Source organism: Acinetobacter sp. CIP 64.2, from assembly GCF_000369645.1.
GTDB lineage: Bacteria > Pseudomonadota > Gammaproteobacteria > Pseudomonadales > Moraxellaceae > Acinetobacter.
The window spans coordinates 1,839,013-1,854,089 of the sequence record NZ_KB850122.1; the positions used below are offsets into that span (position 1 = coordinate 1,839,013).

11 protein-coding genes are annotated in these 15,077 nt (G+C 41.2%); 3 read left to right on the forward strand and 8 right to left on the reverse strand.

Annotation, left to right across the window (positions count from 1 at the left end):
- Nucleotides 1-87: 87 nt before the first annotated feature.
- The 6 genes from odhB to sdhC all read right to left on the reverse strand — a co-directional run bounded on the left by odhB (nucleotide 88) and on the right by sdhC (nucleotide 8,255).
- Nucleotides 88-1,278 (reverse strand): 2-oxoglutarate dehydrogenase complex dihydrolipoyllysine-residue succinyltransferase, encoded by a 1,191-nt coding sequence (gene odhB / locus F895_RS02570; RefSeq protein WP_005243779.1) that lies wholly within the window; start codon nucleotides 1,276-1,278, stop codon nucleotides 88-90.
- Nucleotides 1,278-4,118, reverse strand: a complete 2,841-nt coding sequence (locus F895_RS02565) for a 2-oxoglutarate dehydrogenase E1 component (protein ID WP_005243780.1) — start codon at nucleotides 4,116-4,118, stop codon at nucleotides 1,278-1,280. The genes odhB and F895_RS02565 overlap by 1 nt, the downstream gene beginning before the upstream one ends.
- Nucleotides 4,119-4,855: 737 nt before the next feature.
- Complete coding sequence (locus F895_RS02560; protein ID WP_004664446.1) at nucleotides 4,856-5,566, reverse strand: succinate dehydrogenase iron-sulfur subunit; 711 nt, start codon at nucleotides 5,564-5,566, stop codon at nucleotides 4,856-4,858.
- 14 nt (nucleotides 5,567-5,580) lie between these two features.
- Nucleotides 5,581-7,476: a succinate dehydrogenase flavoprotein subunit gene (gene sdhA, locus F895_RS02555; RefSeq protein ID WP_005243781.1), complete on the reverse strand. Its 1,896-nt coding sequence runs from the start codon at nucleotides 7,474-7,476 to the stop codon at nucleotides 5,581-5,583.
- Nucleotides 7,477-7,488: 12 nt separating this feature from the next.
- On the reverse strand, nucleotides 7,489-7,854 hold the full coding sequence (gene sdhD / locus F895_RS02550) for a succinate dehydrogenase, hydrophobic membrane anchor protein (RefSeq protein ID WP_005243783.1): 366 nt from the start codon (nucleotides 7,852-7,854) through the stop codon (nucleotides 7,489-7,491).
- Entirely contained in the window at nucleotides 7,854-8,255 is a 402-nt protein-coding gene (gene sdhC / locus F895_RS02545; protein WP_010589984.1) for a succinate dehydrogenase, cytochrome b556 subunit, read from the reverse strand. Before sdhC ends, sdhD begins: the two co-directional genes overlap by 1 nt.
- Before the next feature lie 899 nt (nucleotides 8,256-9,154).
- Between sdhC and gltA the strand changes: the two genes are divergently transcribed.
- Nucleotides 9,155-10,429 (forward strand): citrate synthase, encoded by a 1,275-nt coding sequence (gene gltA / locus F895_RS02540; RefSeq protein ID WP_004652200.1) that lies wholly within the window; start codon nucleotides 9,155-9,157, stop codon nucleotides 10,427-10,429.
- A 113-nt stretch (nucleotides 10,430-10,542) separates the two neighbouring features.
- Nucleotides 10,543-12,315 carry a DKNYY domain-containing protein gene (locus F895_RS02535; protein ID WP_005243785.1) on the forward strand — a complete coding sequence of 591 codons (1,773 nt, stop codon included), beginning with the start codon at nucleotides 10,543-10,545 and terminating at the stop codon, nucleotides 12,313-12,315.
- Nucleotides 12,316-12,380: 65 nt separating this feature from the next.
- Here F895_RS02535 and F895_RS02530 read toward each other — a convergent pair whose 3' ends face one another.
- Nucleotides 12,381-12,878, reverse strand: a complete 498-nt coding sequence (locus F895_RS02530) for a DUF1289 domain-containing protein (protein ID WP_010589982.1) — start codon at nucleotides 12,876-12,878, stop codon at nucleotides 12,381-12,383.
- Between the two features lie 109 nt (nucleotides 12,879-12,987).
- On the opposite strand from F895_RS02530, the gene F895_RS02525 reads away from it, so the two are divergent.
- Entirely contained in the window at nucleotides 12,988-13,920 is a 933-nt protein-coding gene (locus F895_RS02525) for an oxygen-dependent tRNA uridine(34) hydroxylase TrhO (RefSeq protein WP_005243790.1), read from the forward strand.
- Nucleotides 13,921-14,105: 185 nt separating this feature from the next.
- Here the strand turns inward: F895_RS02525 and F895_RS02520 are convergent, their stop codons facing one another.
- Complete coding sequence (locus tag F895_RS02520) at nucleotides 14,106-14,999, reverse strand: LysR family transcriptional regulator (RefSeq protein WP_005243792.1); 894 nt, start codon at nucleotides 14,997-14,999, stop codon at nucleotides 14,106-14,108.
- Between the last annotated feature and the right edge of the window lie 78 nt (nucleotides 15,000-15,077).

Genomic DNA, 15,077 nt, shown 5'->3' on the forward strand with positions numbered 1-15,077 from the left:
AAATTTCACAAACCTTAAAACTGATCAAACTTGTGAAAGTCCCTCTTGTAATTCAAGAAGGACTTAGGGGGATTTTTAAATAAAAAATTATAGGTCAAGAATGAGTTTAGCTGGCTCTTCTAACAATTCTTTGATTGTTACCAAGAAACCTACTGCTTCTTTACCATCGATTAAACGGTGGTCATAAGAAAGCGCTAAGTACATCATTGGCAAGATTTCAACTTGACCATTGACCGCCATAGGACGCTCTTGGATTTTATGCATACCCAAGATTGCAGTTTGTGGCTGGTTTAAGATAGGAGTTGAAAGCAATGAACCGAAAGTACCGCCGTTCGTAATTGTGAACGTACCGCCAGTCATATCTTCGATGCCTAATTTACCGTCACGTGCTTTGAAAGCATAGTCACGGATACCGTTTTCAACTTCTGCATAGTTCATACGGTCAGTATCACGAAGTACTGGAACAACTAAACCACGGTCAGAAGAAACTGCTACACCGATGTCATAGAAACCGTGATAAACGATATCGTCGCCATCAATAGATGCGTTTACAGCTGGGTAGCGTTTTAACGCTTCAGTTGCAGCTTTAACGAAGAAAGACATAAAGCCTAAACGCGCACCATGACGTTTTTCGAAAGCATCTTTATATTGCTTACGCATTTCCATGATTGGCTTCATGTTAACTTCGTTGAACGTAGTTAACATTGCAGTTTGCTGTGTAGCTGCCAATAAACGCTCAGCAACACGCTTACGTAAACGTGTCATTGGAACACGTTTCTCGATACGCTCGCCTACAGCAACGCTTAATGGTTGAACTGATGCAGCTGGCTTATGGTTCGCAACATCTTCTTTGGTGATGCGACCACCACGGCCTGTACCTTGAACATCAGCAGCATTGATACCTGTTTCAGATAATGCTTTACGTACTGCAGGTGCTTGGTTTTGATCAACTGCTTGAGTTGACGCAGCAGCCGCAGGTGCAGATGCAGCAGGTGCAGCTTCTGCTGGGGCAGCAGCTTCAGGAGCAGCTGCAGAAACAGCACCAGCTTCGAATTGAGCAATCACTTCGTCAGAAAGAACGGTATCGCCTTCATCTTTGATGATTGCAACTAAGCTACCATCAGCTGGAGCAACCACTTCTAAAACAACTTTATCGGTTTCAATGTCACAGATCACTTCATCACGTGATACAGGTTCACCTACTTTCTTGTGCCAAGTTGCGATCGTACCGTCAGCAACTGACTCTGGAAATACCGGTGCTTTAATTTCGGTTGCCATTATTTAGAATCTCCTGATTGATCAACTTCAATCGCAAGTGCGTCATTGATAAGCTGAGCTTGTTGTTTTGCATGCAAGTATGGCGAGCCACAAGCAGGTGCGGCAGAAGCGTCACGACCAGCATAGCTAATACGGATTTGTTTACCAGATTTAAGAACGTCTTCATACAAACGAGGAACGATGAATAACCAAGCGCCTTGGTTCTTCGGCTCTTCTTGTGCCCAAACAAGTTCTTGAATGTTTGGATACTCAGCCATAACTTCAGCCAAGCGTTGCTCTGGGTATGGATACAATTGTTCGATACGCACGATGGCTACATGGTTTAAACCAAGTTCACGACGTTTTTCGAGTAAATCGTAATAAACCTTACCACCGCAAAGCACTAAGCGAGTTACGTCAGCTTTGTTGATTTGATCAATTTCATCGATCACTGTTTGGAATGAACCATTTGCTAATTCATCTAAAGTTGAAGTCGCAAGTTTATGACGGAGTAATGATTTAGGTGACATTACGATCATCGGTTTACGGATCGGACGAACTGCCTGACGACGTAATGCATGGAAAATCTGTGCAGGCGTCGTTGGTGTCATCACTTGCATATTGTCTTCAGCACAGAGCTGCAAGAAACGCTCTAAACGTGCAGATGAATGCTCTGGACCTTGACCTTCATAACCGTGTGGCAACAACATGGTTAGACCACATACACGCTCCCACTTGGTTTCACCCGAAGCGATAAACTGGTCAATCACCACTTGCGCACAGTTTGCGAAGTCACCGAATTGTGCTTCCCAAACGATCAAGCTTTTCGGTAATGTAGTTGAATAGCCATATTCAAATGCAAGCACAGCTTCTTCAGACAATAAAGAATCGTAAATCGCAGTACGCGGTTGATTCTCTTTAATATGGCAAAGCGGAATGTAAACAGAACCATCAACCTGGTTATGTAATTTGGCATGACGGTGTGAGAATGTACCACGACCCACGTCTTCACCCGTGATACGCACAAGGAAGCCATCATCAAGCAAAGATGCATAAGCTAAAGTTTCAGCAGCACCCCAGTTGAGTGGCATTTCACCTGTTTGCATTTTCACACGGTCATCAATCACTTTTTGAACTTGGCGTTGCAATACAAAACCTTCTGGTAATGTATTCATTTTCAAACCAAGCTCTTTCAAACGATCAATGCTGAACGTTGTATCCCAAAGATCGGTGTATTCATGGCCCAAATAAGGTGTCCAATCGACGAACATCTTTTTATTTGGTTCACGTACCAAGGCATTGGCAACGTGGTTACCTGCTTCTAGATCAGAACGGTAGCCTTCAACCATCGCATCTGCGCTTGAGCGATCAAGTACTTTCTCTTGCACCAGTTGATCCGCATACAAGGTACGTGTCGTCGCTTTCTTGTTGATCACTTGATACATCAATGGTTGAGTTGCAGATGGTTCGTCTGCCTCGTTATGACCGCGACGACGATAGCAGAACAAGTCTAGAATAACATCTTTACGGAATTCATGACGGAAGTCATGTGCAATTTGAGTCGCGAAAATAACAGCTTCAGGATCATCACCATTGACATGGAAAATCGGCGACTGAATCATTTTTGCAACGTCAGTACAGTATTCTGTAGAACGTGTATCGCGTGGATCAGATGTCGTGAAGCCCACTTGGTTGTTGATCACGATATGAACGGTACCGCCCACTGTGTAACCACGTGTTTGTGACATCTGGAAGGTTTCTTGGTTTACACCTTGACCTGCAAATGCAGCATCACCGTGCACGATAACAGGCAGTACATCATCACCACCAATGTCACGACGACGAACTTGACGTGCACGTACTGAACCTTCGACCACAGGGCCAACGATTTCAAGATGGGATGGGTTAAACGCCAATGCTAAGTGAACTTCGCCACCTGGAGTCATGACGTTTGAAGAGAAACCTTGGTGATACTTTACGTCACCAGAACCTTTTTTATGCAGGCTCTTACCTTCGAACTCACCAAAAAGATCCGCAGGGTTTTTACCCATAATGTTAACAAGAAGGTTGAGACGACCACGGTGTGGCATACCAATCACAACTTCTTTACAACCGACACTACCTGCACGTTGAATGATTTCGTTCATCATTGGAATAAAAGACTCACCGCCTTCTACACCGAAACGTTTCGCACCAACGAATTTGTTACCAAGATATTTCTCTAAGCCTTCTGCAGCAGTTAAACGCTCCAAGAAACCTTTTTTCTGATCATTAGTAAAATTGAATTTACCGCGAACACTTTCCAAACGCTGTTGAATCCAACGCTTTTCTTTAGTGTCAACGATGTGCATGTATTCTGCACCAATTGAACCACAGTAAGTTGCTTCCATGGCATCAACCATTTCAGACAATGTTGCTTCTGCTTTGCCAATTGCGAGATTGCCTGTATTGAATACAGTATCAAGATCAGATTTCGTTAAACCGTGAGCAGATAAATCGAGGTCAGGAACGTCTTCACGTTTCGCCAGACCTAATGGATCGAGTTTAGCTTTTTGATGACCACGGTTACGGTAAGCAGCGATAAGTTGTAAAACACCAATTTGACGACGCTCATGTTCTGTACTTACAGTGCTTTGTACAACAGGCTGAACTCGGCTTGCATTACGCCCCAAAAGGAGGAATTGCTCGCGCACACTGCCGTGTGGTTGATCACCTTTAGGGTATTTATCGAAATATTCACGCCAATCCTCTGACACTGAGGTTGGAGAAGTTAGGTACTGTTCGTATAGCTCTTCAATATACGCTGCACTATCAGCGGAAAGTTCAGTGTCAAGACGCAATGCGTCAGCAACTTCTTGCATTTTTGGACCCATTTCCTATTGCAAAAAATAATACAGGCTGCCTTTTAAGCACACCCATGATTCATAGTGTCAAATTGGTAAACACGACACTACTACTCAAGATCATCCAACCTTGAGACATTATTACTACACATCAGGAGTATTCCCTTTGATGTAACAAATGAGCTATGCACCTTCAATTCAAGATCCATAACTCATTTTTCATACTCGATGAAATCGAGCAATTTTTTGCAAATCATTTTAGAAAAATTAACTAAATTTTTAACTTTTCTAAATTGACTTTTTTGATGAAACCTGTACAAATCTACAAGACCTTATCCAATGATAACATCCAGAATCTGTTTATTTTTTGATTTCATGTGTGGCAGAAATCCTAACATGTTCTCATGCTTGGATTGATTTTTTTGACACATACCATCCATAAAGCAGCGAAATACACATATCAAATTATATTCTAATATACCGCCCTTTTGATAAAAGTTGCACTCTAATCGATCAAAAATAAACATTCTCTACAAATCTTGCACAAATGCTATTCAATTTGATGAAAAATAAACCAATATTTTAAATATATTGATTGTTTTGATTTTATTTAACAGCAAAATCTATAAATATTTTAGGCCAAATTGCCAAAATTCAAGTCCCAAATTAACAAACAAGCATTTTCATTTCTCAATCAAATTCAAATAAAAAAAGAAGCCCCTTTCGGAGCTCCTTTTTCACATTAGAAAAACAGATTAACCTGCTTGATCTAACAACATATTACGAATGTGACCAATTGCCTTTGTCGGGTTTAAACCTTTAGGACATACAGATACACAGTTCATGATCCCTTTACAACGGAACAAAGAGAACGGATCATCTAAACGAGCCAAACGTTCTTGTGTTGCCGTATCACGAGAATCGATGATAAAGCGGTATGCATTTAACAATGCAGATGGTCCAAGGAACTTATCAGGGTTCCACCAGAATGATGGGCATGATGTTGAACAACATGCACAAAGAATACATTCATACAGACCATCTAAGTGCTCACGCTCTGCTTGAGACTGTAAACGCTCTTTCGCTGGTGCTGGCTGATTGTTAATCAAGAACGGTTGAATCTTGTCATATTGATCATAGAACTGGTTCATATCTACAACCAAGTCTTTTACTACTGGTAAACCAGGTAAAGGACGGATCACAATCTTCTCTGGTAAGTCGTTCAAGTTCCACAAGCACGCCAAACCATTTTTACCATTGATGTTCACACCATCCGAACCACAAATACCTTCACGGCAAGAGCGACGGAATGTTAATGATTCATCTTGTACTTTCAACGCAAGCAACGCATCAAGCAACATACGGTGCTTGTCGGTTAACTCGAGTTTGAACGTTTGCATGTACGGCGCTTTATCCTTATCAGGATCATAGCGGTAGATTTCGAATGTACGAGTGCCTCTACTCATCTTTGTTCTCCCGATTAGAATGTACGTGGTTTAGGTTCAATTGCTTCAACCGTTAATGGGCTGAAACGTACTGGTTTATATTCAAGACGATTGTCTGATGAATACCATAATGTATGTTTCATCCACTCATCATCACGGCGACCATATGAATAGGTTGGGTGGTCAGGTGCTAACTCATAGTCAACAACCGTATGCGCACCACGACATTCTTTACGCGCAGCAGCTGAAATTAGAGTCGCTTTCGCCACTTCATACAAGTTTTCAACTTCTAATGCTTCAACACGTGCTGTGTTAAATACTTTAGATTTGTCTTTCAAATGAATGTTACGAACACGTGGCTCAATCGCAAGAATTTCTTTTACACCCTTATCAAGCAATGCTTGAGTACGGAATACACCCGCGTGATCTTGTACGATGTCACGGATTGCATCAGCAACTTCTTGTGCATTTTCACCCGTGGTTGAATCATCCAACTTACGAATACGCTCTAGGGTGTTAACCAAGACATCAGTTGGAAGCGGTGCATAGTCATCGCCATGATGCTTAGTCACATAATCAATGATGTGTTCACCTGCTGCCTTACCAAATACCACAAGGTCAAGCAATGAGTTGGTACCCAAACGGTTTGCACCATGTACTGATACGCAAGAACATTCACCAATTGCATAGAAACCTTTTACAGGTTTCACATAATCACGCGTACCTTTATAAGAATACTCTTTAGTATCTTTATCATAGTGTGCAGAGAATTCCCCCTCTTCCACACCATGCGGAACAACCACTTGACCATGAATATTGGTTGGGATACCACCCATTTGATAATGGATTGTTGGTACAACTGGAATTGGCTCTTTGGTACAGTCAACGTTTGCAAACTTCTTACCAATCTCGAATACAGATGGCAGACGTTTCATAATGGTTTCAGCACCTAAATGCGTCATATCCAACAAGATATAATCAGCTTTAGGACCACAACCACGACCTTCTTTAATTTCCTGATCCATTGAACGTGATACGAAATCACGCGGTGCCAAGTCTTTTAAAGTCGGCGCATAACGTTCCATGAATGGTTCGCCATCTTTGTTACGAAGAATCGCACCTTCGCCACGACAACCTTCCGTTAACAATACGCCTGCGCCAGCAACACCCGTTGGGTGGAATTGCCAGAATTCCATATCCTGTAATGGAATACCCGCACGAGCAGCCATACCAAGACCATCACCAGTATTGATATAAGCATTGGTTGATGCACGATAAACACGACCCGCACCACCTGTAGCGAACAAGGTTGCTTTCGCTTGGAATACTGCGATGTTACCTGTTTCTTGGTCAATTGCGGTTACACCAAGAACATCACCCTCTTCGTTACGGATTAAATCTAATGCAATCCATTCAACGTAGAACTGGGTGCCCATTTTAACGTTGCTTTGATACAAGGTATGCAATAAGGCATGGCCTGTACGGTCAGCAGCAGCACACGCACGTGGAACTGCTTTTTCACCGTAGTTTGCAGAATGACCACCGAATGGACGCTGATAGATCGTACCATCTTGGTTACGGTCAAACGGCATACCTAAGTGTTCAAGCTCGTAAACAACTTTTGGTGCTTCACGCGTCATGAACTCGATTGCGTCCTGATCGCCTAACCAGTCAGAACCTTTCACCGTGTCATAGAAGTGGTAATGCCAATTATCTTCCTGCATATTACCTAACGATGCGCCAATACCGCCTTGAGCAGCAACAGTGTGCGAACGTGTTGGGAATACTTTGGTCAATACTGCAACTTTTAAACCCGCTTGAGCAAGTTGGTAAGCAGCACGCATACCTGAACCACCACCACCAACGATGACTGCATCAAAAGTGAGGTTTTGAATATTTGAATAATCTTCTTTAGGGTTAATTGCGCCCATGATCTCTTCCTATCAATTTGCCCAGAAAATCTGGATACCCCAGATTGCGTACACGAACACTGAAATAATGACAGCAGAAGTCAGTACAAGGCGTAAACCTGAAGCTGAAGGACCCATTTGACGAGTCGTTACATAATCAGTAAAGACTTGCCACATACCAATCCAAGCGTGTGCAACGAGCGCCAATACTGCCAACAAAGAGAAAATCTTCATTGGCAAAGTCAGCATAAAGCCCGCCCATTGTTCATAACCAAATCCGCTATTGCAAAGGATCCAGCCAAACAAAACCACAGTGTATGCAGCTAACACTACAGCACTGACACGTTGGATATACCAATCGCGAGAACCTGAACCTGTTAAACCTGTAGCACTTTTCATCAGAACATAATCCATACGAATGCTGCGACGATACCAATCGCAGACAAGATCAATGACACTGTAGCAGCGATACGACCGCTTTGAAGTTCTTCAGCAAAACCGAGGTCAGCAAGTAAATGCTTCACACCTGCGATAAAGTGGAAAATCAAGCCAGCTACAAATACCCATACGATGAAACGTACAATGATATTTCCGAAAACGACATTTTTAACGTAGTCAAATCCTTCTGGTGAAGATAAAGATTTATCCAAAATCCATAAAAGAACTGCGACTAATAAGAATACGATTACACCTGATAGACGGTGTAGAATTGATGCAATAGCCACGGGTGAGCGTAAATTTACCGCTAACACCTGACCCATGGACAAATTGACAGGTCTGTTGCTTTTCACAGCGGGCATCCTGTAGGTAGAAACTCCATCCGGAGTTTGTTTGAATTAATTCAAAGGAAAGCTGGCATTGTTAGGCAAGCACAGCACATGCCTAACCTATAAACGACATCGAATTATAAAACGTGAAATATCAAAATACAAACAATCAACTTTCGCTTTAGTCGAAAAAAACTTTAAATAAGAATCATTCACACACATAATAGCAGCGATAAATCCATCAAGTCCAATCAAAAATAACTATCTGATTGTTTTGTAATGATAAAAATAAAATACTATTTTTTATAGATACTTTTTTATTTTATAAATTCTTTTCTTGTTATTTCACAAAAAAGTTCATTTTTCGCATTCTAGCAGCATAATTTTTCGACCTTTATATATAGTCAAAAATAATACTGCTCATTTATATAGTAAATATAATTAATTAATAATCTATTTTTATGATTCAATTGTTCAAAATCAATCAGTCATTTTTTAGACAACCAATTACTCTATAAGCCCTCAATTATTAGGCTACATGTAAAGTTTTTAATCGCTTTCTGAATGAACAGTTCACTCCAAAACACAAGCCATATAGGGCTGCGAAGCGTGATAAGTATTTATTTTATAAGCAGCAACATCCCAGCCAAATAAAAATTTACTTACAATTGGACTGGTGCTTCATTTTTTTTATGCACCTAAAACTTGATTTGACATATTATACTCGACCGGTGCTGTGATTTTACTCAGTTTTTTCTTCGATACTGAATGACTAATTGACTGTAGCAACGTCATTTTTTATCCCTAAGTATAATTGACAAAATTTTAGTAGCCACTAATCTTATAGCAAATTTTGACACCGTCTGATTCGCACATGACAAGATTAGTATTTCGAGTCAGATAATCATTCACCAGGACAGGAGATCTATTGAATGTCTGCAGCAACTGGCAAAAAAGCCGTATTACAGCTTGATGGCAAAGAAATTGAATTACCAATTTACAGCGGCACATTGGGCCCAGATGTAATTGACGTTAAAGATGTATTGGCATCTGGTCACTTTACTTTCGATCCTGGTTTTATGGCGACAGCGGCTTGCGAATCTAAGATCACATTCATTGATGGTGACAAAGGTGTGTTATTACACCGCGGTTATCCAATTGATCAATTAGCGACTCAAGCAGACTACTTAGAAACTTGCTATTTACTTTTAAATGGCGAGCTTCCAAATGCTGAACAAAAAGCAGAATTTGATGCGAAAGTACGCAACCACACCATGGTTCACGATCAAGTTAGCCGTTTCTTCAATGGTTTCCGTCGTGATGCTCACCCGATGGCTATAATGGTTGGTGTTGTTGGTGCGTTATCTGCGTTCTATCACAACGGCTTAGACATCGAAGATGTTAATCACCGCGAAATTACTGCAATTCGTTTAATCGCGAAAATCCCGACACTTGCAGCATGGAGCTACAAGTACACGGTAGGTCAACCATTCATTTACCCACGTAATGACCTTGGTTATGCAGAAAACTTCTTACACATGATGTTTGCTACGCCTGCTGACCGTGATTACAAAGTAAATCCAGTTCTTGCTCGTGCAATGGATCGTATCTTCACGCTTCATGCTGACCATGAACAAAATGCGTCTACGTCTACAGTTCGTCTTGCCGGTTCTACTGGTGCGAACCCGTATGCATGTATCTCTGCTGGTATCTCTGCACTTTGGGGACCTGCTCACGGCGGTGCAAACGAAGCCGTACTTAAAATGTTAGATGAAATTGGTAGCGTAGAAAACGTTGCTGAATTCATGGAAAAAGTAAAACGTAAAGAAGTTAAACTGATGGGCTTCGGTCACCGTGTTTACAAAAACTTCGACCCACGTGCAAAAGTCATGAAAGAAACATGTGACGAAGTTCTTGCTGCATTAGGCATCAACGATCCGCAATTGCAACTTGCAATGGAACTTGAGCGTATTGCACTGAACGACCCGTACTTCGTTGAACGTAAGCTTTACCCGAACGTAGACTTCTACTCAGGTATCATCTTAAAAGCGATTGGTATCCCAACGGGTATGTTTACCGTGATCTTCGCACTTGCACGTACCGTTGGCTGGATCAGCCACTGGTTAGAAATGCACAGTGGTCCTTACAAGATCGGTCGCCCACGTCAGCTTTACACAGGCTCGACCCAGCGCGACATCAAACGTTAATTTCGATTAGCGTTGATAAAAAAGGATGCAGATGCATCCTTTTTTCTTTTTATCGGTTATGCTCTTCAAATAAAACTTAAACAACATTTTTGGCATAACCAATCACTAAGCTGATGATAAAAAAATCCTCTGTTTTAATACAGGTCACCCTACTCATATTTGAAATGAAAATTGCGTCCTTTGCGCTGTTTTTGTTGATGATCATAATGACTTGGGCGGTTTTCATTTACTTTATTTATGATTCAAGCCTGTATTACTTTTATCAGTTTATTCCTTTTTTCGCCCAGCTTTTCAACATTGCCTTGATGTTCGGTTTATTGCTTGCCATTGTTTACCTGTATAACCAGCTTTATCTGAAATGGTTTAGGCAGCCAATCACATTTAAGCTGTATCAACAAGGAATCTCCGTAGATCGCTCAAATCAGGTTAATTTTTTCACTTGGCAAGATCTGATTCAGATCCAACTTCAGCAGCAGCAAGCTCAAATTCACAGCTTTGGTCTTCTTAGCAAAACCGCACCCAATCGACAGTATTTTTATTTTAATTCATGGATATGGCCAGCTACTTTAACTCAACAGCACAGTGATTTTTTCAAGTTTTGGAAAAAGCTGGAATCTCTAGCGAAACAAAACCAGTTGCAACGGATCAGCAGCGCAAGCCTGCACAAGAAAACCCATATTGACATCATTCGCCTCATTGCAGATCAGCAAGCGCTAGACACTTTTCAACGAAAACAGAGACGGTTTGCAATCGGATTAACGCTTGGTATTTTAGTCAGCTTTAGCCTTTTTATGAGCTATCTACTTTGGCATGAATTTAACGATGGCAGCGTCGAAATCCCCCATCAACAAACACAGGCAATCTCTGGCACAAATTTTGAAACCTATCAAAATCGGGTTTATATTCTTAAACAGGGTCAAGGGACATTTTTACTCCCTCAAGTAAAAGCTGATCAGTTTACTGGTTTAGCCTTGAATAACCTTCCTGATCGTGCGCCTGAGCTGTATAGCAATGTCGGTAAAACACTACAGTATGTTTACTGGCAAGACCACATCTTATCTGGCTTAAATTCTGCCCGAACAAGCTATTTAGGCAATGATTTCAGCAAAGACGATCAACAGGTCTACTTTCGAGATAAACACTTAGCCAACGCGAATGCGGCTAACTTTACTGCGGTCTTGCATCCTACTTTCAATGCATTGGTCTATTTTTACGTAAAAGATGATCAACAGGTCTACTACAAAACACATGCTTTAAGCGGTTTAAACCCACAACAGAGCCAAGCATTTTCCAATAGCAGCCAATATATTCATGATCAAAGCGTTGTATACTACCAAGATAAAAAGCTTCAGGGGCTTAATGCTAAACAGACTCAAATTATGAGTGGCAGCAATCGTTTTAGTCAAAATCTGAATTTAGCAACCGATGGCCACGCTTATTATTTAAATGAACAGCCACTGCCCCATTTTGCTGAGCATCAATTCTGGGGAACAACACCTGTTGACGCCGCTCAGTTACAACTGCTGGGCAGTCAAAGCAATGAACCCTATCCCGGAAATTTCAGCTATCTTTTTGCAGATCAGCAACAGGTTTATGTCTATGACGAGTTCTATCAGCAACTGAAAGTGCTGTACCGTTTTCAGCAGCCTGTACAATTAAAAGTTTTAGCTGATCGACATTTGAGTGATGGGCAACATACTTACCTTATTACTGAAAAACTCTATCGCAGCAGAGGACGTTCTTCTGGCAGCACCACACATGGTTTTAAAATCAGCCTGATTCGTGAAAAAGACCAACAGATCATCGCTCAGTATTTCGCCAGAAACCCAAGCGCTTTCCGACTTTCAAGCCTATTTGATCGGACTAAAATAGCCGCATCCCAATAAAGATAGTCAAACGGATATAATCTCGCTATTTAATTATCCATGAATTTTTTTCAGCACTAAATTGTTTAAATCTCATCTTCTTCCAGTTCCAGTGCACGCAGTAGTGTATTACTAATTCCATCGGCACGTAACCAAGCCAATTCATAGCTTGCCTTTGCCAAAGCCAGCACACGGCGCTCAAACTCATCCCAAATCGGCTTAACCTGCGCATCAGCAATCCCCAGACCACTATCATGAGCCAAGTGTTTATTTTTTTCACAAATTTTTAAGGCATGATAAAGCTTACGTCCATTACTGGCATTATCTAATACACGGATACGCTTATTTTGAATAAAGCCTTCGACATGTTGTAAATTTGCATGTGGCAGTAAAGGGACCAGAATTTGGTCCAGTTGCGCATCTAGGCGTTTCCAAACCATTAGGCGCTGCTCTGGTGTGTAGGTATTCCACTGAATCACTTCATGATTAAAGCGGCGGCAGCCACGGCAGACCAGATCACCAAACACCGTTGAACAACGCCCTGCACATGGGGTCAATGATGGGATTCGACGATCATTACTCAAAACCAACTCCTCTAAAACCATATTTATTTTATGGTTTTCTCGCTTATTTTCCGATTTCGCGCTAAAATGTGCGCCTTATTTTTCTATCTTAATACATTTGGAGTTATCCATGAACGCTACTGTAGAACAGCTTGCACCTGTAGAACAGCAAGCGACCAATAATTGGGTTGTTGCAGCACTATATCAATTTAAAGAAGTTTCAGATGCAGCGGATCTGCAACAACGTCTTATCGACTTAGTGAACAACATCAATTTATGTGGAACTCTGATTGTAGCGTCTGAAGGCATTAACGGTACCGTTGCTGGCGACCGCGCAGCCATTGATACTGTACATCAATTCCTTCTGAACGAAGGTTTTAACGCAATGGAATATAAAGAGTCTCAGAGTTCTGAAAAACCATTCCGTAAAATGAAAATCAAACTCAAAAAAGAAATTGTAACGTTAGGGGTAGAAGTGAAGCCACGTGATTTGGTTGGCCACTATCTTGACCCGAAAGAATGGAATGAACTGATTAGCCGTGATGACGTGATTCTGATCGACACACGTAATGACTATGAATATAAAGCAGGGACCTTCAAAGGTGCCGTTGATCCGAAAACTGAAAGTTTCCGTGAATTCCCAGAATACGTAAAACAGAACCTTGAACAGCACAAAGACAAAAAAATTGCGATGTTCTGTACGGGTGGTATCCGTTGTGAAAAATCAACCTCACTCCTTCTTCAGGAAGGCTTTAACGAGGTGTATCATCTGAAAGGCGGTATTTTAAAATACCTAGAAGAAACCCCTGCTGAAGAAAGCATGTGGGAAGGTGAATGCTTCGTGTTTGACGGCCGTACTGCGGTGACCCATGGGGTTGAAGAAGGCGAAAACATCAAGTGTCATGCTTGTGGTTGGCCACTGACCAAAGTTGAAGCAGAATTACCAAGCTATGAACATGGCGTGTCTTGTGTTTACTGTATTGATAAAACCTCAGACAAGCAAAAAGCGGGCTTCCGCATGCGTCAGTCACAAATTGCCGCAGCAAAAAGAAAACGCCTGTAAGTAATAAAAAAAGCCATCGAAAGATGGCTTTTTTATTTCAACCAATAAGTGTGATTTTAAATTACTTTATTTTGATTGGTTGTTGCATGAACCAGAGCCTCTCCATCTGCATTACCCGCTGTGGCATCATTAATCTGCCCTGAGGAGGAAAAAACAGAAGGAAAACGCTTGCAGCAATATTTTAATTATTCAGTTTTATTATCATTCACACGATCAAACCATTGTTGACTCTTATTCATCTCGTCTCTCAGCCAATCTCTAAATAATAATTTACGCACATCCTCCTCAAATGCCCCAGCTGATAATAAAAAATATGATGATCCATCTCGATAAACCGGACTCACGCAATCCAATATTTGATATTTTATTTCCCTTTCAACATGATATGCAGATACAACTGTCGCCCCTAACCCAGCCAAACAGGCCTCAATACATAAATAAAAATGCTCCAATGACGTTTGTTTAATCCCTCTGCATTGCGCTGGGTAACGTGTTTTAAACTGCTGCCACAATTTAGGACGTGATGCTGAAATAAAGATATTCGCAGGTGACTCTTTATTCTTTTTCAAATTGACACAGAGCATATGTTCATCTGCAATTTTCTCACTATAAACAGCCTCCCCCCAAACAAAGTCATCTCGTCTTAAAGCCAAGTCAACACCTTGTTGTTTAAAATCAACCGCTCCACCTGCGGTTAATAGGCTGACTTCGAACTCTGGATAAAGCCGCTTAAATTGAGCTAAGCGAGGAATCAACCATTTCATTGCCAGTGTAGGTTCACAGGACAGAATCAGGTTGTTTTGTACTTTGCTGTGCTGCTGTAATTGCAATAAGCATTGATCAATCTGTTGAAACACCTGCTGGCAGCATTCAAACAGGACTTCACCCTCCGATGTTAAACTTAATTTTCGGGCTTCGCGCACAAATAACACCAGACCCAAAACTTGTTCTAAGCTTTTAAGTTGTTTGCTCACTGCACTTTGAGTCACAAATAGCTTTTCTGCAGCAATGGTGACACTTTCATAACGCGCCACATAATAAAAAAACTTAAGTGAATTCAAAGACAATCGCTCAATCATTCCAAAAACTCATACATAACAGGAATTAACTTCAATTTTAAATATAGCAAGAATATGAAAAATATAAAAAATCTTTAA